This window comes from Pseudomonas sp. B28(2017) (assembly GCF_002113025.1).
In the GTDB taxonomy this organism is placed as follows: Bacteria; Pseudomonadota; Gammaproteobacteria; order Pseudomonadales; family Pseudomonadaceae; genus Aquipseudomonas.
In genome coordinates, this window is record NZ_NEJH01000003.1 from 512,676 (window position 1) to 525,961 (window position 13,286).

At 61.2% G+C, this 13,286-nt stretch carries 13 protein-coding genes; 8 read left to right on the forward strand and 5 right to left on the reverse strand.

Annotated features, from left to right (window positions below; translation table 11 throughout):
- Positions 1 to 48 precede the first annotated feature (48 nt).
- Positions 49 to 882: an EamA family transporter gene (locus tag CAF65_RS11675; RefSeq protein ID WP_085716413.1), complete on the forward strand. Its 834-nt coding sequence runs from the start codon at positions 49 to 51 to the stop codon at positions 880 to 882.
- Positions 883 to 931: 49 nt separating this feature from the next.
- Positions 932 to 1,315 (forward strand): MAPEG family protein, encoded by a 384-nt coding sequence (locus tag CAF65_RS11680; protein ID WP_008019915.1) that lies wholly within the window; start codon positions 932 to 934, stop codon positions 1,313 to 1,315.
- Between the two features lie 116 nt (positions 1,316 to 1,431).
- On the opposite strand, the gene CAF65_RS11685 is transcribed toward CAF65_RS11680, so the two are convergent.
- A complete protein-coding gene (locus CAF65_RS11685; RefSeq protein WP_085716414.1) occupies positions 1,432 to 2,616 on the reverse strand; it encodes a murein transglycosylase A in 1,185 nt (394 codons plus the stop codon).
- Positions 2,617 to 2,744: 128 nt separating this feature from the next.
- Between CAF65_RS11685 and CAF65_RS11690 the strand changes: the two genes are divergently transcribed.
- Positions 2,745 to 3,194, forward strand: a complete 450-nt coding sequence (locus CAF65_RS11690; protein WP_085716415.1) for a cytochrome c — start codon at positions 2,745 to 2,747, stop codon at positions 3,192 to 3,194.
- Positions 3,195 to 3,324: 130 nt separating this feature from the next.
- On the opposite strand, the gene CAF65_RS11695 is transcribed toward CAF65_RS11690, so the two are convergent.
- The 4 genes from CAF65_RS11695 to CAF65_RS11710 form a co-directional block, all read right to left on the reverse strand.
- Entirely contained in the window at positions 3,325 to 3,720 is a 396-nt protein-coding gene (locus CAF65_RS11695; RefSeq protein ID WP_085716416.1) for a DUF1090 domain-containing protein, read from the reverse strand.
- 97 nt (positions 3,721 to 3,817) lie between these two features.
- Complete coding sequence (gene ligB, locus CAF65_RS11700; RefSeq protein ID WP_085716417.1) at positions 3,818 to 5,497, reverse strand: NAD-dependent DNA ligase LigB; 1,680 nt, start codon at positions 5,495 to 5,497, stop codon at positions 3,818 to 3,820.
- Between the two features lie 188 nt (positions 5,498 to 5,685).
- Positions 5,686 to 6,876 (reverse strand): methionine adenosyltransferase, encoded by a 1,191-nt coding sequence (gene metK / locus CAF65_RS11705; protein WP_085716418.1) that lies wholly within the window; start codon positions 6,874 to 6,876, stop codon positions 5,686 to 5,688.
- An 18-nt stretch (positions 6,877 to 6,894) separates the two neighbouring features.
- The gene (locus tag CAF65_RS11710) at positions 6,895 to 7,890 is read right to left on the reverse strand and encodes a metalloregulator ArsR/SmtB family transcription factor (protein WP_085716419.1); all 996 of its coding nucleotides are present in this window, start codon (positions 7,888 to 7,890) and stop codon (positions 6,895 to 6,897) included.
- A 261-nt stretch (positions 7,891 to 8,151) separates the two neighbouring features.
- On the opposite strand from CAF65_RS11710, the gene tkt reads away from it, so the two are divergent.
- From tkt to CAF65_RS11735, 5 genes are all read left to right on the forward strand, one after another.
- Positions 8,152 to 10,149 carry a transketolase gene (gene tkt, locus CAF65_RS11715; RefSeq protein ID WP_085716420.1) on the forward strand — a complete coding sequence of 666 codons (1,998 nt, stop codon included), beginning with the start codon at positions 8,152 to 8,154 and terminating at the stop codon, positions 10,147 to 10,149.
- Between the two features lie 117 nt (positions 10,150 to 10,266).
- Positions 10,267 to 11,325 (forward strand): erythrose-4-phosphate dehydrogenase, encoded by a 1,059-nt coding sequence (epd, locus tag CAF65_RS11720; protein ID WP_008019900.1) that lies wholly within the window; start codon positions 10,267 to 10,269, stop codon positions 11,323 to 11,325.
- Positions 11,326 to 11,349: 24 nt separating this feature from the next.
- Entirely contained in the window at positions 11,350 to 12,513 is a 1,164-nt protein-coding gene (locus CAF65_RS11725) for a phosphoglycerate kinase (RefSeq protein ID WP_085716421.1), read from the forward strand.
- A gap of 35 nt (positions 12,514 to 12,548) precedes the next feature.
- Entirely contained in the window at positions 12,549 to 12,770 is a 222-nt protein-coding gene (locus CAF65_RS11730; protein WP_085716422.1) for a hypothetical protein, read from the forward strand.
- Between the two features lie 56 nt (positions 12,771 to 12,826).
- A complete protein-coding gene (locus CAF65_RS11735; RefSeq protein WP_085716423.1) occupies positions 12,827 to 13,156 on the forward strand; it encodes an MliC family protein in 330 nt (109 codons plus the stop codon).
- The last annotated feature ends 130 nt before the right edge of the window (positions 13,157 to 13,286 follow it).

Sequence of the window (13,286 nt, forward strand, 5' to 3'; positions counted from 1 at the left end):
GCGAGCGTGCTCGCTCCTACAGAAATCGTGCGGACAAAGGAGTAGGCCGTGCTTGCGACGGCGTTGGTGTTGGTGGCGGCGCTGTTGCATGCGGCGTGGAATACCCTGATCAAGTTCAGTGCGGAGCGGCTGTTGGTGGTGGCCTGCATGGACAGTGTGGCGCTGCTCTTTGTCGCGCTGATGTTGCCGTTCCTGGCCGTGCCACCGCTGGAGATCTGGCCGTGGATCCTGGCATCGGCGGCATTCGAGTTGCTCTATCGCTACTTGCTGATCCAGGCCTACCGGGTCGGTGACCTCGGGTTGGTTTATCCGCTGATGCGCGGTCTGTCACCGTTGGTGGTGCTGGCGTTGACGCTGATCTTTGCCGGGGAGGTGCTGACCCATCAGCAGATTTTCGGAATCCTGCTGATCCCGTTCGGCATGCTGTGCCTGCTCTGGCAGGGCGGCGGCGGTGCGCGCTTGCCGTGGTCGATGCTGCCGGTGGTGGCGTTGATCGGCCTGTGCATCGGTTGCTACACCTACATCGACGGTCAGGCGTTGCGGCGCTGGGCCCATCCGCTGGATTACCTGGTCTGGGTCACGTTGCTGAGTGCCTGGCCGTTTCCGTTGCTGGCCTGGGTGCGCAAGCGTCCGGCATTCAAGTTGTTCTGGCGCGAGCAATGGCGGCTGGGCCTGGCGGTCGGGTTCTGCGTGTTGTTCAGCTACGCTTTGGTGCTGTGGGCGATGCAGATGGGTTCGATTGCCGAGGCCGCAGCGCTGCGCGAGATCAGTGTGGTTCTGGTGGTGCTGTTCGGCATGCGCTACTTGAAGGAGCCATTCGGCCGGCCGCGGCTCCTGGCTTGCGGGCTGGTACTGATCGGCATGCTGGTGATGAAGTTTTGATCGCCTCGATGGAATTCGACTCTCTGTAACCTGAAGAAAGGACGGTGTTATGACGGTGGCTCTGTGGTGCATTTTGATCGCGATTTTCCTGCCGTATGTGTGCACGTGGATCGCCAAGCTCAGTGGCGGGTTCAGGCTGAAAGACAATCATGACCCCCGGGGCTTTCTCGACAATCTGGAAGGTGTCGGCAAGCGGGCGAATGCCGCGCAACTGAACAGTTTTGAAGTGATCCCGGCGTTCGCCGCTGCGGTGATCGTGGCGCATCTGGCCGGCAATGCCGAACTGGTGACGATCAATGTGCTGGCCGTGCTGTTCATTACCAGCCGCCTGCTCTACATCATTTGCTACCTGGCGGACTGGGCGACGCTGCGGTCGCTGGTGTGGTTCGTGGGGATGGCGTTGATTGTGAGTTTCTTTGTGGTATCGGTCTGAAAGATTTTCAGGGTTTTACCGGCCTCATCGCGAGCAGGCTCGCTCCCACATTGGAGTGCATGTCTTCTGTGGGAGCGAGTCTGCTCGCGAAAGTTATTTAACTGCCAATACTGCTCTCAGGGTTTTGTCTTCTCGGCATCAGCCACCTGCGGCACTTGCGGCAACGCAGCACCCTTGGGCCAAAGCATCCAGATCTGCCCCTGTTGTTTCATGTCCCCGGCCAGTTGCCCGGCCGCATCGCCGGTGCCCCAGAACAGATCCGCCCGCACCTCGCCGGCAATGGCGCCGCCGGTGTCCTGTGCTGCCACGGGGCGAATCAGGGCTGTGCCGTCCGGCCTGGTGGTGGACAACCATAACAGGCTGCCCAGCGGAATCACCTTGCGATCCACCGCCGCGCTGTAACCGGCGGTCAACGGTACGTTCAGCGAGCCGCGCGGACCTTCGTTGCTGTCCGGGTTGCGGGTGAAGAACACGTAGCTGGGGTTGCTGCCGAGCAGTTCGGGAATCCGCGACGGATTGGCCTTGGCCCAGGTGCTGATGGCACCCATGGTCACGTCTTCTTTTTTCAACTCGCCCTGTTCCACCAGCCAGCGGCCGATCGGTCGATATGGATGGCCGTTCTGATCGGCGTAAGCGATGCGCAACTGGCGACCATTGTCGAGCTGGATTCGACCCGAACCCTGGATTTGCAGGAACTGCAGGTTCATTGGATCTGTCAGCCAGGCCACGACCGGTGCCTTGACCCCTTTGCTTTCGATGGTCGCCGCATCGTCGTACGGCTTGAGTACGCGACCTTCGAGTCGACCGCGCAGGCGTTTGCCCTTGAGTTCCGGGTAAATGCTGTCGAGGGCGACGACGATCATGTCCTCAGGGACGCCATAGACCGGGACATTGGCAGCGCCTGTCTGGGTCAGGCTGCCGGGATAGACCGGTTCGTAGTAGCCGGTGATCAAGCCGTCGGGATTGTCGTTGGCGGCGCGCAGGCCATAGACATCGAGGTTCTGTTTGAGGAAACCACGAATGTCGCTGGCGGTTTGCGGCACGTTGGCAGCCGCTGCACAGGTACCACCCCAGACCGGGTCGGCCTTGAGGCGGGTACAGGCGCTGCGCCACGAGCCGAAACCTGCGACCAGGTCGTTGTCGGACACAGCTGGCAGCGCTTCCCATGTGGCACTGGAGTAGGTGGCCAGGGCATGGGTTTTCGGTTGTTGATTGTCGCCACCGGTGCAGCCTGCGAGCAGGGCCACCATCGGCAGGGTCCAGGCCAGGCTGTGACGCCATGCCTTGAAACGGCTGTTCATGGAGTGATTCCTTTGTCGGTTGCCTGAGCGCTCCATGCGCTCAAACAACCCTTATTGATAATAGGGCTATTGGTCTTTGCCGAGGACGCGAGGATACTGGCCGCCGTTTCCCGTGACCTGAAGCCACCATGACTCTTAAAAGACTTTCTGTTGTATTGCTGGCCTGCCTGACGTTGTCCGCTTGTGGCGGCATCGACCCCAACTCGCCGCTCGGCCAGCGCAAGAGCATTTTCAAGCAGATGCTCAAGACTGGCGAAGACCTGGGTGGCATGCTGCGCGGGCGCATTCCGTTCGATGGCCCGAAGTTCGCCGAGGGCGCGGTGAAACTCGATGCGCTGTCCCATGAGCCGTGGCAACATTTTCCGCAGGTCCGCGAGGAAGATCACACCAGCGCCAAGAGCGATGTCTGGGAGCAACAGGCGCGCTTCCAGGCCATGGCCCGTGACCTTGAGTCCGCCACCGGTGAATTGGTGATCGCCAGTCAGGTTCAACCCTACAAGGCCAGCAACCTGGGGCCAGCGGTGCAGAAAGTCGAAGATGCTTGCAGTGCGTGTCATAAGGCGTTTCGGGATCATTGACCCAGCGGTGCCCGGTCTGGCGTCTTCGCGAGCAGGCTCGCTCCCACAGGTGAGCGCATGACCCTGTGGGAGCGAGCCTGCTCGCGAAGACTGCTTCGGCAACACCAGGGATCTTTGTTCATTACCTTTTCTATTTATCCAGCTCATCCAGTGCGTCCTGCAATTCCTTGCGGGCATCGGCGAGTTTGTCTTTGCGCTTGTTGATCTTGTCGGGGTCGCCTTTGCTCATGGCCTTGTCGAGGTCTGCCTGGCGCTTGCTGACTTCGTGCCTGGCGTCGAGCACCTTGTTTTCCCGCTCCTTCTTCAGCGAGGCATCGGTGCAGTTCGCTTCGACTTCGCTCAGGGCTTTTTCCAGGCCTGCCTGCTGATCGGCGTTGCCGTGGACCTTGGCCAATTCGATCTGGTTGACGATACCTTGCTTCTTGGCGGCGCAACCGGTCAGCCCTGGTGCTTCCTCGTCCGCCATCAACGGGGTGGCCAGCACGCTGCAAAGGGTCAACAGGGCGAGCGGTGAAAGAAATTTCATAAAAGCTCCATGTAAGAAAGCAAGCGGGCCGCTGTGGCGATGGCTTGTTGGATCCCGGCGGGCCCCTTGGGGTTCCCTCTGAGCGCAGGGCTGACCGCTAAAAGCCGTCAATCCCCGCATCACGTAACGTTTCACTCAAGGCCAGGACTTGCGGATCGCGGAAAAAAGCGTTCAGTTGCGCCGCGCGTCCTGGCCCGATACCCGCCTCGGCCTGCCATTGTTCAATGTCTCGCTGCGCCAGTGTCTGCCACGAGTCGCCGAGATACGTCTGACCTGTCGGCGGCATTCCCAGGGCTTTCAGCCAGTGCGCGAACGGGCGCTGCCTGGCCTGGTTGAAACTGTCTGCAAGGCGAGCCGCGCTGCGCTCGCCCAAACCGCCAATGGTAGCAAGCTCTTGGGCATCGAGGGTCAACCAATCCAGCAGACCGTTCAGGCGACTTGTTGCAAGAAGTTTTTCCCAAGTGCCCGGACCCACATTGGGCAGCGCCAGGCCCTGTTTGCTGCTGAGCCAGGTCAGGCGCGCGAGAAACTGGCTCTCACAGCCCGGAGTCGGTTGCCAACAACTCAAGGAATGAAAGTCCGCTGCCAGCGGCGCGTTCAATTCGGCGCGCTCGGTGCTGCGCAATACAACGCTATCGAGCCTGGGAATGGTCAGCCCGGCCAGGCTGATGGCGACCTGATCACCCGGGCGTATGTCCAGTGTCTGCCAGCGTTGCAACGAACTGACGCTGACGCGTTTGATCTGCCGGTCATCGAGCGTCACCGGGGTCAGCTCGAGTACCGGAGTGATCCGCCCTGTCCGGCCGATCCTGAAGTGAACCTGGCGGACTTCGGCCAGTGCCTGGGCGAAGGGGTATTTCCAGGCGATGGCCCAGTAGGGCGATCTCGCCTGCCAGCGCTCGGCGGCTGGACGCTGGTTCTGGCGCAGGACGATGCCGTCGCTGGCAAAGGGCAGGGGGGAGCGATACCAGTGTTCACGCCAGCGTTCGGCCTCGATCACGGAGTTGATTGGTTGGCTGTATGCCGTGGTACTCGGGAAGCCCAGTGCACTCAGTGCCGCGGCGCGCGCGGGCACGCTCGCCGGCCCTTGAGGCCAATCCCAGACAAACAGATCGATGCCGGCGGCCTGTTCGGGGCTCAAGACCTTGCGCGCCATCAGGCCCGCCACCGTGGAGCGAGCGTTGAGGCTGCCGGCCTGGGCTTGCACATGACCGGTCAGGCGCCAATACAGTTCGCCTTGCACGAGCAAGTCCCGGGTCTGGGACAGGCGTTGCGGGATGGCCGGAATCTGCCGTGCCGGAACCGTCCAGTCCTGACCGCTTTTGCCGTCGCCACGGCTGATTGCCTGGGCCAGCAGGCCGTTGCGGTAAACCAGGGTCACCGCCACGCCATCGATTTTAGGCTGGGCCCAGACGTCCACCCGGTCACGCAGCCATTTTTCGACGGCGGGGCGATCGTGCAGTTTGTCCAGGCCGGTGTGGACGATGGGGTGGGGCAGCTTGCCGCGTGCAGTGCGTAAGGGGTCTGCGGGCGGATTCAGGTTGAAGCAGTGGCGCCATTGGGTGAGTCGCGCGCGGGACTGGTCATAGAGTTCATCGGCGACCAGTGAGCGTCCCAGGCGGTGATAGCTGTCGTCCCAGAGGTCGATTTGCTGTTGCAGCTTGCCGACTTCGCTCAAGGCGCGTTCGGATGGCCAGTCGGGGCACTCGGCGGCGTTGGCGGTCAGGTGGGTGAAGGTCAGTAGAGTGGCGAAAAACAGGCGCAGGTCGGGGAGCATCTTGAGCGTCCTTGCTCGGTGAGATGCGTGAAGGCTAGGTCAGTATCAGTTGGCGCAGCGAGGGGGTGTTTTGCCGGGTATTTCCGGTGGCTGTGCTCGCGAAGGCGGCCGCGCGGTCTCAAGCGCAAGGCAATAAAAAGCCCCGCAGGGCGCGAACCGTGCGGGGCCTCGGGTGTTGCGGGGAAGTCTTACAGACCGGCAGCGGCGCGCAGGGCGTCGGCGCGGTCGGTTTTTTCCCAGGTGAACGTGGTGAAGGTGTCTTCGCCAACGGTCTTGGTTGCCGGGGTGCGACCGAAGTGGCCGTACGCGGCGGTTTCCTGATACATCGGGTGCAGCAGATCGAGCATGGTGGTGATCGCGTATGGGCGCAGGTCGAACACTTCACGGACCAGCTTGATGATCTTGTCATCACTGATCTTGCCGGTGCCGAAGGTGTTCAACGAGATCGAAGTCGGCTGGGCAACGCCGATGGCGTAGGACACCTGAATCTCGCAGCGCTCGGCCAGGCCGGCGGCAACGATGTTCTTGGCCACGTAACGACCGGCGTAGGCAGCCGAACGGTCAACCTTCGATGGGTCTTTACCGGAGAACGCGCCACCGCCGTGACGGGCCATGCCGCCGTAGCTGTCGACGATGATCTTGCGACCGGTAAGGCCGCAGTCACCCACCGGGCCGCCGATGATGAACTGGCCGGTCGGGTTGATGTGGAACTGGGTGTCCTTGCTCAGCAGTTCGGCAGGCAGCACGTGCTTGACGATCAGCTCCATCACGGCTTCGCGCAGGTCTTTGTACGAGACTTCAGGGTTGTGCTGGGTCGACAGGACTACCGCGTCGATACCGACAACCTTGCCGCCTTCGTAACGGCAGGTGACCTGGGACTTGGCGTCCGGACGCAGCCAAGGCAGCAGGCCGGATTTACGGGCCTCGGCCTGACGTTGCACAAGCTGGTGCGAAAAGGTGATCGGTGCCGGCATCAGCACGTCGGTTTCGTTGCTGGCGTAGCCGAACATCAGGCCTTGGTCGCCGGCGCCCTGATCTTCAGGCTTGGCACGGTCAACGCCCTGGTTGATGTCAGGGGACTGCTTGCCGATGATGTTCATCACGCCGCAAGTGGCGCCGTCGAAGCCGACGTCGGAGCTGGTGTAGCCGATATCGCAAATCACATCACGAACGATCTGCTCCAGGTCGACCCAGGCGCTGGTGGTCACTTCACCTGCAACGATGGCCACGCCGGTCTTGACCAGGGTTTCCACCGCTACGCGAGCGTGTTTGTCCTGGGCAATGATGGCGTCCAGCACTGCATCGGAAATCTGGTCGGCGATTTTGTCCGGATGCCCTTCAGACACGGACTCGGAGGTGAAGAGGGAGTATTCGCTCATCTCGATGTTTTCCTGAATTTACCGATGGTGAGTGTCGCCAGCCGGTCGCTGAAAATGGCGAACCTGGATCTGGAAACCATTGCGTAAGCCTACGTAGAGACTTTCCCCGGGAGCGAGTCCCGCAGCGGTGGCCCAACGGGCCAAATCGTCCTGTTCAAACCCCAGCCAGAGATCACCGCAGGCCTCCCTGGCCCAACTCTGGTTGTGGCTACATAACTCTGTCACTAACAGGCTACCGCCTGGTTGCAGCAAGTGGGCCATGTGCTTGAGCGCATCGGCCGGCGCGGCAAAATGGTGCAGCACCATGTTCAGTACCACGCAATCGGCCTTGAGGCTGACGCCGTTCAATGCATCGGCCAGTTGCAGGCTAACGTTAGTCAGCTTGTCGCGTTCGCAGACCTGGCGCGCCAGTTCGAGCATCGCGGTGCTGTTATCCAGCGCCGTGACTTGCGAGAAGCGGCGCGCCAGTTCCGGTAGGAATGCACCATCACCGGGGCCGACTTCAATGGCCGTGGCGTCTTTGTCGAAGCTCAACTTGTCGAGCAGGGCCACCACGCTTTCGCGGTATTGCGGCAGGCCGGCGATCAAGTCTTGCTGGGCGCGAAATTTCTCCGCTACCCGTGAGAAAAAGTCCTGGCTGGCGGCCGCGCGTTGCCCATGGACCTGGGCGATGCGCGACTGTACGTCGGTCGGCAGCGTCAGGTTGTCCACTTCTTCGAGCAGGGCTGCGTGCAATTTGCCGCCAAGCAGTTCGGTGTGGGGCAGGGCGCGACGGTAGAAAATCGCGTTGCCTTCGCGGCGCGTTGCCACCAGGCCGGCCTGGGCCAGTACCTTGAGGTGGTGGCTCATGCCTGACTGGCCGATGCCGAAGATCTGCGCCAGCTCCAGCACGCCGAACGAGTCGTTGGCCAGTGCGCGCAAAACATTCAACCGCAGGGGATCGCCGCCAGCCTTGCACAAGGCCGCCAGCTCATCGCAATCGTCATGTTGAATGGAGGGCACGCGTAAATTCATAAGGCCGGCAGTCTAGTCACGGGTCGAAGGCATCGCAAGAGCAATATCAAAAAGTTTTGATATTGCTCGATGGATGGCACTTCCTGACGTTAGGTTCAGTCAACAAAGCCGGAGCAGAAAGGTTTCATCACGTTAATACGTCGTTATCCATTGGAAAAACGTCTCCAGATGACTATCTGTCATTGCCCCGAAGCGGCCCGGTGAGGGAAAATGCTCGCCTTTTTTCCGTTTCGTTTTATTCAAGCCCCCAGGAGAACAGCGATGCCTAGCCGTCGTGAGCGTGCCAACGCCATTCGTGCCCTCAGCATGGATGCCGTGCAAAAAGCCAACAGCGGCCATCCCGGTGCCCCAATGGGTATGGCGGATATCGCCGAGGTGCTTTGGCGCGACTACCTCAAGCACAACCCGAGCAATCCATCGTTCGCCGACCGTGACCGCTTCGTGCTGTCCAACGGCCATGGCTCGATGCTGATCTACTCGCTGCTGCACCTGACCGGCTACGACCTGTCGATCGACGACCTGAAGCAATTCCGCCAACTGCACAGCCGCACCCCGGGCCACCCGGAACTCGGCTATACCCCGGGCGTAGAAACCACCACCGGTCCACTGGGCCAAGGCCTGGCCAACGCCGTGGGTTTTGCCCTGGCTGAAAAAGTCATGGCGGCGCAGTTCAATCGTCCAGGCCACAACATCGTCGACCACCACACCTATGTGTTCCTGGGTGATGGCTGCATGATGGAAGGCATTTCCCACGAAGTCGCTTCCCTGGCCGGCACCTTGGGCCTGGGCAAGCTGATCGCCTTCTACGATGACAACGGCATCTCCATCGACGGCGAAGTCGAAGGCTGGTTCACCGACGATACGCCGAAGCGTTTTGAGTCCTACAACTGGCAAGTGATCCGCAATGTCGACGGTCACGATCCGGAAGAGATCAAGACTGCGATCGATACTGCCCGCAAGAGCGCGCAGCCAACCCTGATCTGCTGCAAGACCACCATCGGCTTCGGTTCGCCGAACAAGCAAGGCAAGGAAGATTGCCACGGCGCCCCGCTGGGTGATGCGGAAATCGCCCTGACCCGTGCGGCGCTGAAATGGAATCACGGCCCGTTCGAAGTTCCGGCCGATATCTACGCCGAGTGGGATGCCAAGGAAGCCGGTCGCGCTGTGGAAGCCGAGTGGGACCAGCGTTTCGCTGCCTACTCCGCTGCCTTCCCGGCCGAAGCCAACGAACTGATTCGTCGTCTAAGCGGCGAGCTGCCGGCCGACTTCGCCGAGAAGGCCGATGCCTACATCGCCGAAGTCGCTGCCAAGGGCGAAACCATCGCCAGCCGTAAAGCCAGCCAGAACGCCCTGAACGCGTTCGGCCCGCTGCTGCCTGAATTCCTCGGCGGTTCGGCTGACCTGGCCGGTTCCAACCTGACCCTGTGGAAAGGTTGCAAAGGCGTCACTGCCGAAGACGCCAGCGGCAATTACATGTACTACGGCGTGCGCGAGTTCGGCATGACCGCGATCATGAACGGCGTTGCCCTGCACGGCGGCCTGGTGCCTTACGGCGCGACCTTCCTGATGTTCATGGAATACGCCCGCAACGCGGTGCGCATGTCGGCCCTGATGAAGCAGCGCGTTATCCACGTCTACACCCACGACTCCATCGGTCTGGGCGAAGACGGCCCGACTCACCAGCCAATCGAGCAACTGGCCAGCCTGCGCTGCACGCCGAACCTCGATACCTGGCGTCCGGCCGACGCCGTTGAGTCGGCGGTGTGCTGGAAGTACGCACTGGAGCGCAAGGACGGTCCTTCGGCCCTGATCTTCTCGCGTCAGAACCTGCAGCACCAAACCCGCAATGCGATTCAGATCGAAGAGATCTCGCGTGGCGGTTACGTGTTGAAGGACTGCGCAGGCGAACCTGAGCTGATCCTGATTGCCACGGGTTCCGAAGTGGGTCTGGCGGTTCAGGCTTACGACAAGCTGACCGAGCAAGGCCGCAAGGTGCGCGTGGTTTCCATGCCTTGCACCAGCGTGTTCGACGCCCAGGACGCCGGCTACAAGCAATCGGTCCTGCCGTTGCAGGTCAGCGCCCGTATCGCCATCGAGGCTTCCCATGCCGACTACTGGTACAAATACGTCGGCCTGGAAGGTCGCGTGATCGGCATGACCACCTATGGCGAGTCGGCGCCTGCGTCGGCCTTGTTCGAAGAGTTCGGTTTCACCCTGGAAAACATCCTGGGTCAGGCTGAAGAGCTGCTGGAAGACTAAGCACGACGCGGTGGTTTCATGACCACCGCGGTCCCCTTGTAGGAGCGAGCCAGCTCGCTCCTACAAGGCTGCGTTGCACACAAGAATTTCGTCTGGCTGCGTATTATCGAGAACCCCATGCCTCAACCGCGTCCCTACAAAGTTGCACTCAACGGCTACGGCCGGATTGGTCGTTGCGTCTTGCGTGCGTTGTTCGAGCGAGGCGACAAGGCCGGGTTCGAGATTGTCGCGATCAACGATCTTGCTGACATGGCCAGTATCGAATACCTGACACGCTTTGACTCCACCCATGGCCGGTTCCCCGGTGAAGTGAAGGTTGACGGCGATTGTCTGCATATCAATGGCGACTGTGTGAAAGTCCTGCGCAGTGCCACCCCCGAAGGCATCGATTGGGCGTCCCTGGGCATCGATCTGGTGCTTGAGTGCTCCGGCGCTTATCACACTCGCGAAGACGGCCAGCGTTTCCTCGACGCCGGCGCCCCGCGTGTTTTGTTTTCCCAGCCGATGGCCAGCGAGACCGATGTCGACGCCACCATCGTCTATGGCGTGAACCAGGATTGCCTGACCGGCGACGAGTTGCTGGTGTCCAACGCGTCCTGCACCACCAACTGCGGCGTGCCGCTGTTGCGCCTGCTGAATCAGGCCATTGGCCTGGATTACGTGTCGATCACCACCATTCACTCGGCCATGAACGATCAGCCGGTCATCGATGCCTACCACCATGAAGACCTGCGCCGCACCCGTTCGGCGTTCCAGTCGGTGATTCCGGTGTCCACCGGTCTGGCGCGTGGCATTGAACGCCTGTTGCCGGAACTTGCCGGACGAATTCAGGCCAAAGCCGTACGGGTGCCGACGGTCAACGTGTCCTGCCTCGATATTACGATGCAGACCGCCACCGCGACCGACGCCACAGAGGTCAACCGGATACTGCGCGAGGCCGCCACCAGCGGCCCGCTCAAAGGCCTGCTGGCCTACACCGAGCTACCCCACGCAAGCTGTGATTTCAATCATGACCCACATTCGGCGATCGTCGATGCCAGTCAGACTCGTGTTTCCGGCCCACGGCTGGTGAACATCCTGGCCTGGTTCGACAACGAATGGGGTTTTGCCAACCGAATGCTGGACGTTGCGGAACACTATCTGCAAATAGCTTCATCCAAAAAAACTGCTCTCTAAACAGCTACCCAGGAAATGCGACCCATGACCGTGTTGAAGATGTCCGACCTCGATCTGCAAGGTAAGCGCGTATTGATCCGCGAAGACCTCAACGTCCCAGTCAAGGACGGTGTTGTCACCAGCGATGCGCGTATCCTGGCCTCGCTGCCGACCATCAAGCTGGCCCTGGAAAAAGGCGCGGCCGTGATGGTCTGCTCGCACCTTGGCCGTCCGACCGAAGGCGAGTTCTCGGCTGAGAACAGCCTCAAGCCAGTCGCCGACTACCTGAGCCGCGCCCTGGGCCGTGAAGTGCCACTGGTGGCTGACTACCTGGGCGGCGTTGACGTCAAGGCCGGCGATATCGTGCTGTTCGAAAACGTGCGGTTCAACAAAGGCGAGAAAAAGAACGCTGACGAACTGGCCCGGCAGTACGCTGCCCTGTGCGACGTGTTCGTGATGGACGCCTTCGGCACCGCGCACCGTGCCGAGGGTTCGACCCACGGCGTGGCCAGGTTTGCCAAAGTCGCTGCTGCCGGCCCGCTGCTGGCTGCTGAACTGGATGCACTGGGCAAGGCCCTGGGCGCTCCGGCCAAGCCAATGGCTGCCATTGTTGCCGGCTCCAAGGTGTCGACCAAACTCGACGTACTGAACAGCCTGAGCCAGATCTGCGACCAGTTGATCGTCGGCGGCGGCATTGCCAACACTTTCCTGGCCGCTGCCGGTCACCCGGTTGGCAAGTCGCTGTACGAGCCGGACCTGCTCGACACGGCTCGCGCCATCGCCGCCAAAGTCAGCGTACCGCTGCCAGTGGACGTGGTGGTTGCCAAGGAATTCGCTGAAAGCGCCGCTGCAACCGTGAAGCTGATCGCTGACGTCGCTGCCGACGACATGATCCTCGATATCGGCCCGCAGACTGCCGCGAATTTCGCCGAGCTGCTGAAATCGTCGAAAACCATCCTGTGGAACGGCCCGGTTGGCGTATTCGAATTCGACCAGTTCGGTAACGGCACCAAAGTGCTGGCCCAGGCCATCGCAGACAGTGCTGCGTTCTCCATTGCCGGCGGTGGCGACACCCTGGCTGCCATCGACAAGTATGGCGTGGCCGAGCAGATTTCCTACATTTCCACCGGTGGCGGCGCATTCCTCGAGTTCGTCGAAGGCAAGGTTCTGCCAGCCGTTGAAGTCCTGGAAAGCCGGGCCAAGGCCTGAGGGTCGCCCGTTTGACCAGGCAAGGGAGTGTTGACATGGTCAAGATGTTAGCGCTGTTGATCGTCGCGGGTTCACTGGCGGCTTGCGGGAGCAGCCCGAAAGCCACGCCGGAGCCCGAGGCGCCGGCGTCACGCAACGGCTGTTATCAGGCGGACTGGCAGGCGGAAACCAACCCGGTGCTCAACAAGCGCTCCGGGCCCGAGGGTCTGGACAAATACGAGACCCAGGAACCCGCCAAGGAACATGGCTGCCCTTGACGGGTCTGACTCTTTACTCAGGGCTGGCGGCGTGCGCTGTCAGCCGAGGGACACGGATGAAAGGTTTTATCGCCGTTACGGCGCTGGCGCTGTTGGCTGGTTGTGCTCAGTTGAACCTGTTCCAGTCGTCCGCACCTGTGGATAACTGGACCACCTGGACCTGCGACAGCCAGGCCAAAGTGGTTTGGCGTTACACCGACGACAGCCTTAGGGAAGTCGACGTGCGCCTGGGCGGTGCCGATCAGGTCTACCGTTTGAAGCAGGAGCCGGGTGCATCGGGTTCGCTGTACAGCAATGACATGCTGGCGTTTCACATAAAAGGTGAGGAAGGCCTGGTTTACTGGGTCGCCACCAATGATTTGATTGGCCGTGGTTGTCACCTGTAGGAGCGAGCATGCTCGCGATGGTCGTTAACGATAACGCGGGATTTCTGGATCAACGCGTTGCCCTTGAGTTCATCGCGAGCAAGCCCGCTCCTGCAGGGGGCCGACGTTTTCAGAACTGATGCAACACCAA

What these genes read in the sequence shown, in the direction of transcription:
- CAF65_RS11685 (WP_085716414.1), bottom strand. Translation starts at nt 2,616, where the DNA reads ATGAACAGCCGTTTCAAGGCATGGCGTCACAGCCTGGCCTGGACCCTG.
- CAF65_RS11695 (WP_085716416.1), bottom strand. Translation starts at nt 3,720, where the DNA reads ATGAAATTTCTTTCACCGCTCGCCCTGTTGACCCTTTGCAGCGTGCTG.
- tkt (WP_085716420.1), top strand. Translation starts at nt 8,152, where the DNA reads ATGCCTAGCCGTCGTGAGCGTGCCAACGCCATTCGTGCCCTCAGCATG.
- CAF65_RS11730 (WP_085716422.1), top strand. Translation starts at nt 12,549, where the DNA reads ATGGTCAAGATGTTAGCGCTGTTGATCGTCGCGGGTTCACTGGCGGCT.
- ligB (WP_085716417.1), bottom strand. Translation starts at nt 5,497, where the DNA reads ATGCTCCCCGACCTGCGCCTGTTTTTCGCCACTCTACTGACCTTCACC.
- epd (WP_008019900.1), top strand. Translation starts at nt 10,267, where the DNA reads ATGCCTCAACCGCGTCCCTACAAAGTTGCACTCAACGGCTACGGCCGG.
- metK (WP_085716418.1), bottom strand. Translation starts at nt 6,876, where the DNA reads ATGAGCGAATACTCCCTCTTCACCTCCGAGTCCGTGTCTGAAGGGCAT.
- CAF65_RS11690 (WP_085716415.1), top strand. Translation starts at nt 2,745, where the DNA reads ATGACTCTTAAAAGACTTTCTGTTGTATTGCTGGCCTGCCTGACGTTG.
- CAF65_RS11680 (WP_008019915.1), top strand. Translation starts at nt 932, where the DNA reads ATGACGGTGGCTCTGTGGTGCATTTTGATCGCGATTTTCCTGCCGTAT.
- CAF65_RS11725 (WP_085716421.1), top strand. Translation starts at nt 11,350, where the DNA reads ATGACCGTGTTGAAGATGTCCGACCTCGATCTGCAAGGTAAGCGCGTA.
- CAF65_RS11735 (WP_085716423.1), top strand. Translation starts at nt 12,827, where the DNA reads ATGAAAGGTTTTATCGCCGTTACGGCGCTGGCGCTGTTGGCTGGTTGT.
- CAF65_RS11710 (WP_085716419.1), bottom strand. Translation starts at nt 7,890, where the DNA reads ATGAATTTACGCGTGCCCTCCATTCAACATGACGATTGCGATGAGCTG.